7 protein-coding genes are annotated in these 8,451 nt (G+C 72.7%); 3 read left to right on the top strand and 4 right to left on the bottom strand.

Annotated elements, in window-relative coordinates:
- Positions 1–268 precede the first annotated feature (268 nt).
- Together VF542_RS05000 and VF542_RS05005 are read right to left on the bottom strand one after the other, a co-directional pair.
- Positions 269–3,019, bottom strand: coding sequence for a helix-turn-helix transcriptional regulator (locus tag VF542_RS05000; protein ID WP_408650608.1), 2,751 nt, complete (start codon positions 3,017–3,019; stop codon positions 269–271).
- A gap of 125 nt (positions 3,020–3,144) precedes the next feature.
- A complete protein-coding gene (locus tag VF542_RS05005; RefSeq protein ID WP_408650609.1) occupies positions 3,145–3,906 on the bottom strand; it encodes an HD domain-containing protein in 762 nt (253 codons plus the stop codon).
- A gap of 199 nt (positions 3,907–4,105) precedes the next feature.
- On the opposite strand from VF542_RS05005, the gene VF542_RS05010 reads away from it, so the two are divergent.
- From VF542_RS05010 to VF542_RS05020, 3 genes are all read left to right on the top strand, one after another.
- Positions 4,106–4,663 carry a hypothetical protein gene (locus tag VF542_RS05010; RefSeq protein WP_408650610.1) on the top strand — a complete coding sequence of 186 codons (558 nt, stop codon included), beginning with the start codon at positions 4,106–4,108 and terminating at the stop codon, positions 4,661–4,663.
- Positions 4,603–5,475: an alpha/beta fold hydrolase gene (locus VF542_RS05015; protein WP_408650611.1), complete on the top strand. Its 873-nt coding sequence runs from the start codon at positions 4,603–4,605 to the stop codon at positions 5,473–5,475. The genes VF542_RS05010 and VF542_RS05015 overlap by 61 nt, the downstream gene beginning before the upstream one ends.
- 117 nt (positions 5,476–5,592) lie before the next feature.
- On the top strand, positions 5,593–7,107 hold the full coding sequence (locus tag VF542_RS05020) for an MFS transporter (RefSeq protein ID WP_408650612.1): 1,515 nt from the start codon (positions 5,593–5,595) through the stop codon (positions 7,105–7,107).
- Positions 7,108–7,202: 95 nt separating this feature from the next.
- On the opposite strand, the gene VF542_RS05025 is transcribed toward VF542_RS05020, so the two are convergent.
- Positions 7,203–7,967, bottom strand: coding sequence for a type II secretion system F family protein (locus VF542_RS05025; RefSeq protein ID WP_408650613.1), 765 nt, complete (start codon positions 7,965–7,967; stop codon positions 7,203–7,205).
- The coding region (locus tag VF542_RS05030) for a type II secretion system F family protein (RefSeq protein WP_408650614.1) at positions 7,964–8,451 on the bottom strand (488 nt) is incomplete at its 5' end. The genes VF542_RS05030 and VF542_RS05025, both read right to left, overlap by 4 nt.

Consider the following 8,451-nt stretch of genomic DNA (forward strand, 5'->3'; position numbering starts at 1 on the left):
CGTCGGCGTGGTGGGCGATGTCCGTGGCGGTGCCGACCGCGAGTGGTTCGGCGGCTGATCTGGTGTGCATGGCTTACTCCTCAGCGAGGTGCGGGCGGGTTCGGTGTACCTGGTCGCACCGCGGGCGCCTGCGGTGGTGACTACTACCGTCGTCGCAACCCCGATGGCTCGCGCCGGTCAAATGGCCGGGGTAGGAGCGGGCTCGGACCGGGATGCCGGCCTGCGGGTGGGCAGGTCACCTGCGGGTGGGCAGGTCAGTGGGAGGGCGTCAACTGAAGTCGAGCTGGGCGAGCTCGGTGCGGGAGCTGACCCCGACCTTGGTGAACACGTTGCGCAGGTGGAACGCCACCGTCCGCGGCGATACCCAGCACTGGGCGGCGACGTCCTTGTTCGACAGGCCCGTGCTGACCAGTTGGGCCACCTTGCGCTCCATCGGCGTCAGGTCCAGCAGCGTTGACGGGTCCCGTTTGCGGGCGGTCTCACCCGAGGCGCGCAGTTCCTGTTCGGCGCGCGCCACCAGGGGTGCCGCTGCCAGGTCGGTGAACGTCTCCAAGGCCGAGCGCAGGTAGCCGCGGGCGTCGACGCGGCGGTTGGTGCGGCGCAGGAACTCGCCGTAGGCGAGCTGGGCTCGAGCCAGGTCATAGGGGCGGGACGCCTGCCGGTAGTGCCCGAGTGCGCTCTGGAACGCCGGTGCCGCCTGGTCGGCGTCCACGGCTGTCAGGGCGTGTCCCAGGTCGAGGTCGGCCAGCGCCCACGGGCGGGATGTCGTGGTCGCGAACGCCGCCAGCTCGGCCGTCCAGGCCAGCGCCTGGTCGCGAGCTCCAGCCCGGACTGCTGCCTCGACGCGGTCCAGGGTGGCCATCCGCTGGAGGGCCGGTACCCGCATGGCGCGCAGGTGATGCAGGGCGGCGGGCGCGTCCCCGTCGGCTGCGGCCCGCGCGCCCTTGGCCCACCGGGTCAGGTCGTGGACCGGGTCGCTCAGTATGCCCAGCGGGTGTCTTGCCACCGCTGCTTCGAGCTCGGCCAGGTGGTTGTCGTAATCCTCTTCGCCGGTCAGGGCGGCGAGCAGGGTCAGCCAAGCGAGGGGTGTGGCGGTGAGGGTGGGCTGGCCGACGCTGCGCGCCAGGGTGAGGGCCTCGTCGGCGCAGCTGCGAACGCCTGCCCACTGGGCGGCGGGGAGCAGGGCGAAGGCGAGCCGTTCGAGCCCGTAGAGAACCACCATGCCGGCCCCGAGCTCGCGGGCGCCGGAGACCATGGCGGAGTAGAAGAACCGGGCGCCCTCGTCGTGACCGAGGTGGAGGGCGGCGTTGCCGAGGTTGCCGAGCACGTCGAGGTCCTCCACCTGGCGTCCCGCGTCCAGGGCCAGCTCGAGGGTGGCTGCCGCGCGGGCCCAGTCGCCTTCGGCGGAGGCGGTCAGGGTTCCCAGCAGCAGCCGCAGGCACCGGGTGCGGGCCGTGTCGGCGTCGGTCGGGGTCAGCAGCTGCGCCAACATCTCGGGGGGAAGGTCGGCTCCGCTGTCACCGCCGTAGGTGCGTGTCAAGGCGGCGGCCGATGCCATCTCCAGGGCTCGGCCGGGGTCCACGTCGGCGACTGTGCGGGCCGCCATGGTGAAGATGCGGTGTGCGTCGGCCGCCGAGCCCACGTTGACCTCGATGCGGGCCCGGAGCCGGTCGACGTCGGCCCGGAGCAACGGGTCGGAGGCGACCTCGCGGGCTGACGCGGCCAGCGCCCGGGCGCGTACCGGCTGCCCGGCCGACCAGGCGGTGCGGGCAGCTCCGAACAATCGGGTCGCGCGCGCCGGCTCGTTCACGGTCAGGGCCGCTGAGCGCTCGAACGCCTCCGCTGCCGCGACGTGCCCGCCGCGCTGCTCGGCCCGGATGGCTACCTGGTGCAGGGCCTCAGCCACGTCGCTGTCGGGCCCGTCAACGGCTGCGGCCCGGTGCCAGGTAGCCCGGTCCGGGTCCTTCGGACCGACCGCGTCCGCCAAGGCACGGTGCGCCTGCCGCCGTTCGAAGCTGGTGGCCGCCTGGTACACGGCCGAACGGACCAGTGGGTGCCTGACGCCGACCCTGTCACCGTGAACGGTCAGCAGGCCGGCGCGTTCGGCGTCCTGCCATGCGGTCGGCTCAACGCCCAGGACGCTCGCCGCCTGCCGCACGCTGTCAACGCCCCCGGTGGCGTCGGCCGCCGCGACCAGCAGCAACGTCTGCACCTGTTCGCTGAGCCGGCGACACCGGTCCAGGAAGGCGCGTTCGACGCCCGCGGTCAACGTCAGCCGTGGCGGTAACGGCGCCGCCCCGTGCAGCTGAGCGGGGCTGAGCCCCGTAGGGAGCTCCAGCAGCGCCAGCGGGTTGCCACCGGTGTCGCGGACCAGCCGGTCGGCGACCTCAGCGGGCAGCGACGCGCCGCTGCGCTCGTCGAGAAGCTGACGGGCCGCGGCATCACCGAGGCCGTCGAGCTGGAGGACGGGCAGCCCCTGGGGAGCGAATGCCGCGACACCGGCTTCACCGGTGCGGGCAGCAAAGACCATGGCGACCGGGTCCGCGGACAGCTGCCGGGCCGCGAACAGCAGGGCGTCCGCCGATGCGGAGTCCAACCACTGCGCGTCGTCGATCAAGCAGAGGACGGGACCGTCCTGTTCGGCTGCGTCGGTCAGCGCCGACAGGGTCGCGACCCCGATCAGGAACGGCTCGACCGTCGGGCCGTCCTCAAGCCCGAACGCGACCCGCAACGCCCGCGCTTGAGGGGGCGGCAGCCGGTCGAAGTTCGCCACCGGACGCAGGAGACGATGCAGCGCGGCGAACGGCAGAGGTGACTCGGACTCCACACCGGCCGTGCTCAGCACCCGCGCGCCTCGCCCCGGTCCAGCCTCCTGCTGGGTAGCCACCAGGTCGCTGAGCAGGACGGTCTTGCCGACGCCTGGTTCTCCCAGGACGACCAGCACGGCAGCGGTTCCGGCGCGCGCTTGCTCGACCAGGTCGGCAAGGTGGGCGCGTTCCCGCTCGCGGCCGTGTAGCACCCGCCGACCGTACAGCTCGAAGGCAGCCGCCCCGGGGCATCCCGGCACTCCGGCAGGGCGATACGTGCCGTCCGGGTAGTCGGCTGCCGCCCCAGCTCGACCTGGCGTGACCGGGACCGGTGAGCTCACTCGTCGAACGGGGCGAGGCGGATGGCGAGCGCGAACGCGCCGTAGCGGCGCAGCAGCCTTGCCCGGCCATCCGGGACGCGAGCCGCCTCGTCCGCCCACGCATGGGCGAAGTACTCCTTGAACCCCTCGCGCGGGTGGGCTTGCACGACCTGCGCCAGGGTCGAACGCGGCAGGTCCCAGCAGCGCAGGCCGACCACGTCGACGCCTGCCCCGGCCGCCAGCAGGTAGGCGACCGGTCCGGCGGCGAGTGGAACCCGCGGGCTGTGGTGCATGGTGATGGCGGTCTGCAGGGTCTTTCTCGCCGCCGTGGACAGGCCCGCCTGTTCGGCCACGTCCCGGGCCACCCGTGCCGAGGTGAGGGTGAAGTCGTCCCGCCCGCCGGCCAGGACCAGGCCGGTGTCGTGCAGCAGCGAAGCCGCGAACAGCAGCTCGGCGTCGACGTCGACCTCGTCGAGCTCGCCCAGGGCCCGGCCGAACTGGTACGTGCGGTAGCTGTGGTTGAGCAGGGTTGCCGGGAGGGCGCGCGTCGCGGCGTCGCGCGCTGCGCGGGTCAGCGGCGAGTCCGGGGGCAGCAACCGCGCCGGCGGCACGTACGCGTTCCGGCCCGGGTTGAGGTGGGCCAGGACACTGAGGCGGCCGACAAGGTTGCCGACGTGCAGGCGGGCAAGGTCAGCGACCAGGCGCCCGCGCTCGCCGGGTTCCAGGCGCCCGCCGGTGCGCACCGTCCAGTCGGCGGTGCCCACGGTGGTGGCGTTCATGTCTCTCCTTCGTCCCTCTCCTTCGTCGCGTCAGGTCGTCTGCGACCTTGTCACCGCGATGCCGGGCTCGCCCCGGTCAAGTGACCGGGGTTGTCCCTGCCTGACCGATCCCGGCTATGTGACCGGGGCGAGCAGATCTCGCCAGGACGACGGTTGCTTCGTGGCCGACCACCCCGGGCGGCCCAGAAGGGCAACCGCCATGACCACCTCAACCCGCACCCGGCCGAACGTGCCGACAGGCTCGCCGGCACCTCGCCCCGGCCCGCTCGGCTCTGTGATCACCGCCTCCATGGCCACCGGGGCCGCGGGCGCGGCAGCGCTGACGTTCGCTGTCCTGCCCGACGCCTCCGAGGCCACCATCGTGGGCGCCGGGCTCGTCGCGTTCGCCCTCGGCTGGGCGATGCTCGGCTGGCTCACCATCCGCTTGACCTCGCGTCCGCAGCGGTGGGCCTACGTCCCAGCGGCCGTCATGGCCGCAGCCGGGACCGTCATGCTGGCCGTGAACCCCGGCGAACCGACCATGACCCGCCTCGCCTGGGGGTGGGCTCCGGCTCTGGTGGTCCTGGCCGTGTGGGTGGCGCGGAGAACCCGCCGGAACGTCCCCGGTCGGCGCCGCCTGCTGCTCTACCCGGTCACCCTGGTGATGCTGCTCGCCGGCTCGGCGGCCTGTACCAGGTCACGACGGAGTCGCCGGGTGTGGCAGCCGGGCCGATGCCGGGCAAGCTCGTCGATGTCGGCGGGTACCGCCTGCACCTGAGCTGCGCCGGCACCGGCACCCCGACCGTCGTCCTTCTCAACGGCCTGGCCGAGACGTCCCCGCTGTGGGCGCGCGTCAGCCCGGCCGTCGCCCGGTCCACCCGTGTCTGCGCGTACGACCGCGCCGGACAGGGCTGGAGCGAGGACTCGCCCCATGCCGCTGACGCCACCAATGCGGCCACCGACCTGCACCGCCTGCTGAGCGCCGCCGGGGAGCCCGGCCCGTATGTGCTGGCCGGGCACTCCAGTGGCGGCGTGCACGCCCTGACCTACGCCCATCTGTACCCCCGGGAGGTGGCCGGAGTCGTCCTTCTGGACAGCGCCAGCCCGCATCAGGTCGAACTGGTGAAGCCGTTCAACGGTGAGTACCAGGTCATGCGGCGCGTTCTGGCGGTGGCGCCCACCCTCTTCCGGTTCGGCGCCGGCCACATCACCCAGGCGATGAGCGCTCCGGCCCTTCCCGGCGTGGCCGGTCAGCAGGTGGCAGTGTTCGCGAACAGCCCTCGAGGCATGGCGAACATGCGAGCCGAGCAGGCCGCACTGCCTGAGACGTTGCGTCAGGCGCAAGCTCTCACCACTTTGGGCACCACCCCGCTGGTCGTGCTCACCGCCAAGGACAACGTCGACCACAAGCAGGGTTGGGGCACCGCCCAGGACCAGCTCGCGGCCCTGTCGAGGAACACCCGCCACACCGTGGCCGACCTGGATCACCTGGCGTTCCTTCAGGATCCGGCAGGTTCGGTCCTGTCCATCTCCGCGATCACCGACGTCGTCACAGCCGTCCGCACCCACGCCCCGCTGCGGACGCCGTAGCGCGGCTCTGCGGTGCCCGCCGCTCGACGAATCCCGGCCATTGCACCGGCGCGAGCACCGCGGCACCGGCCGCACTGTGAACGTGCACGACACCCGATCACACTGAAGGAGCCCATCGTGATTGCCACCCTCGATACCCGCACCGCCACCGGCGACATCCCTACAACCCGGGCGGGCGAGGAAGGTGGTGCGACGACTGCCATGGCGGCCGGCGCGGTAGGCGTCGCCCCGCGAAGCGGAGGCACCGGTTCCACGGAGCCCTTCGCGCGCCGCCGTCAGTGGGTCGCCCTCGGGCTCCTGGTGTCGGCCCAGTTCGTCGTCATGCTCGACACCTCGATCGTCAACGTGGCGCTGCCCTCCATCCAGGCCGATCTGCGGCTCAGCCCCACCGGCACCACCTGGGTGGTCAACGCCTACGTCCTCGCATTCGGCGGCCTCCTGCTCCTGTCCGGTCGTGCTGCAGACCTCTTCGGCCGACGCCGCATGTTCGTCGCAGGCTCAGTGCTCTTCACCGCAGGCACCCTGCTGGCAGCCTTCTCAGCCAACCAGGGACCCTTGGTCGCGGGCCGCATCGTTCAGGGGATAGGTGCCGCGGCACTAAGCCCAGCCGCGATGTCGCTGCTCCTGGTGACCTTCCCCGGCCAACAGCGCGCCAAGGCCATGAGCATCTGGGGCGTCGCCTCAGCCCTCGGAGGAGCGACCGGTGTCATGGTCGGGGGGCTGCTCGTCGGCTCCTTCGGCTGGTCGTCCGTGTTCTTCGTGACGGTGCCGATCTCGGTCGCCGCCGTCGTCCTGGCCAGGACCGTACTCGCGGAAGGTGCTCACGGTGCACGTCGCCGCTTCGACTGGCACGGCTCAGCGACAATCACCGGCGCAGTCACCGCCCTGGTTCATGGCGCCATGGGCATCCCAGACCACGGATGGACCTCCCCGGCCGTCCTCGCGAGCCTCGCCGCCTCCGTCGCCCTCCTGGTGGTCTTCGTCATCGTCGAGCGCCGTACCGCCGAGCCGCTCGTGCCCCTCGACCTCTTCAGGTCCCGGATCCTGAGCACTGGGGTCGCCGTCGCCGTCCTCGGCGGAGCCGCCCGGGCGTCCGCGTTCGTGCTCGTGGCCCTCTACCTCCAGCAGGCCTTTGCCATGGCTCCGCGGCAGGCCGGGCTGGCGATGGTCCCCACGTCCCTCACCGGAATCGCCGTCTCCCTCACACTTCTGCCGCGAATCGTGCGCACTCTCGGCCCGCAGCACACCCTCGTCATCGGCCTCGTTGTCCTGGCCGGCGGCCACCTGTGGCTGGCGAACGCATCGCTTGAAGGCGGATACCTCATCTCGGTCCTGCCCGGGCTGCTACTCATCGCCACCGGCGTCGCGCTCAGCTTCACACCCACCACCATGGTCATCGCCTCCTCGGTGCCGGAGACTCACGCTGGCCTGGCGTCGGGTCTCGCAGGCTCGGCGACCCAGGTCGGTGCAGCGCTTGGCACTGCCGCTTTCACGGCAATCGGCCTCTCCGCCGGAGGACCGCACGGTGGCACGCTGGCCTCAGCCGGGTTCTCGGCGGCATTCACGGCAGCGGCGGTGGTTGCGCTGACGACCGCAGTTCTCGGCTCCACCATCGCGCGGGCGCGGCATTGAGCTGCTCCGTCACCCCTGCTTTGCGGATTACCGCCCAACCGCAACCGCATGCTCCTATGAACCGCCACCGATGTCGGCCCGCCTGGGTCTGCGACTCACGTCGGCACGCCGCTGAACACCTCATCGGCCACGCCGAGGATCACCGGGAGCACGCCGAGGCAGACGAAGGCCGGCAGGAAGCACAGGCCCAGTGGCAGCAACGACCACACCCCGACCCGTTCGGCGCGGGCCAGCGCCTCAGCCTGGTGCCGCGCTCGCAGGTCAGCGGCCACGGCTGCGAGCGCGCCGGCCAGTCGGGCACCGCTGGCGGCGCACCGCCGGCCGCTGTCAGCCACCGGGCCATAACCGGGTACCGGATGCAGCGAGCCCCAGGCGGCTGCCGGCTCGCTGCCCAGTTGCAGCAACCGGCCGACCCGGGCCAGCGGTTCGACGGCGTGCCGCACGCTGTTGCTGCCGTGCTCGGTGACTGCCGCCGCGACGCGTTCGATCGCCAGCTCCGGCGGCGAGCCGGCCGCCAGCACGCCGGCCAGCAAATCCACCACGAATGCCACCGAGCGGGCCTCAGGCGACCGGGCGGCGGCCGTCGCCGACGGCCGCTTTGCCACCAGCCACCCGACGCCCACTGCCAACGGGGGCGCCAGCACCGCGGCTCGCCAGCCGCCGAGCAGTACCGCCAGCACGGCTGTGGCGATCGCGGCCAGCAGGGGCAGGGTTAGCTTGCTCCCGGTGCCGTTCACCGGGCGGGCGGCCGGTGGCACCACGCCGGGTGGCGGGTTGCGATGCCGGGCCGGTGTCCTACCCCTTCTGGCGGGGATCAGCGCCAGCGCCCCGGCCAGGGCCGCCCAGCCCAGGGCGCTCATGTCCCGGGCCGCATGCTCAGCGCCCGTCGGGTGAGCGCCAGCGTCCACGCCAGGCCGGCCAGGTCCAGCACCACCCCGGCGCTGAGCGCAGCCAGGCCGGCGGTGGTACGCAGCAGCACCCGTTCCGGATGGGCACCCATCGCACTGCCCATCGCCACCCCGATGAGCGGAAGCCCGGCCAGCAACAGCGCCGAACTTCGCGGTCCGGCCAGTGCCGTGCGGACCGCCCGGCGCGTCCGCCGGTCGGCGTCCAGGTCAGCCTGGACACCGGCCAGCAACCGGCCCAGCGGTGCGCCGCTGCGACTCACCAGCTCACAGGCCACCGCCAAGCAGGCCAGCTGTTGCTCGGTTGCCAGCGCCGCCGTCACGTCGTTGCCGTCCCGCGCCAGCGCGGCGGCCCGGGTGACGGCGGGTCCGAACCTGCCCGCGCTCGCCGCCGCCGCGGTGAAGGCGGCAGCCACGGTCGCGCCGGCGGCGTACTCGT

It is taken from the genome of Jatrophihabitans sp. (genome assembly GCF_036389215.1).
Classification (GTDB): domain Bacteria; phylum Actinomycetota; class Actinomycetes; order Mycobacteriales; family Jatrophihabitantaceae; genus Jatrophihabitans_A.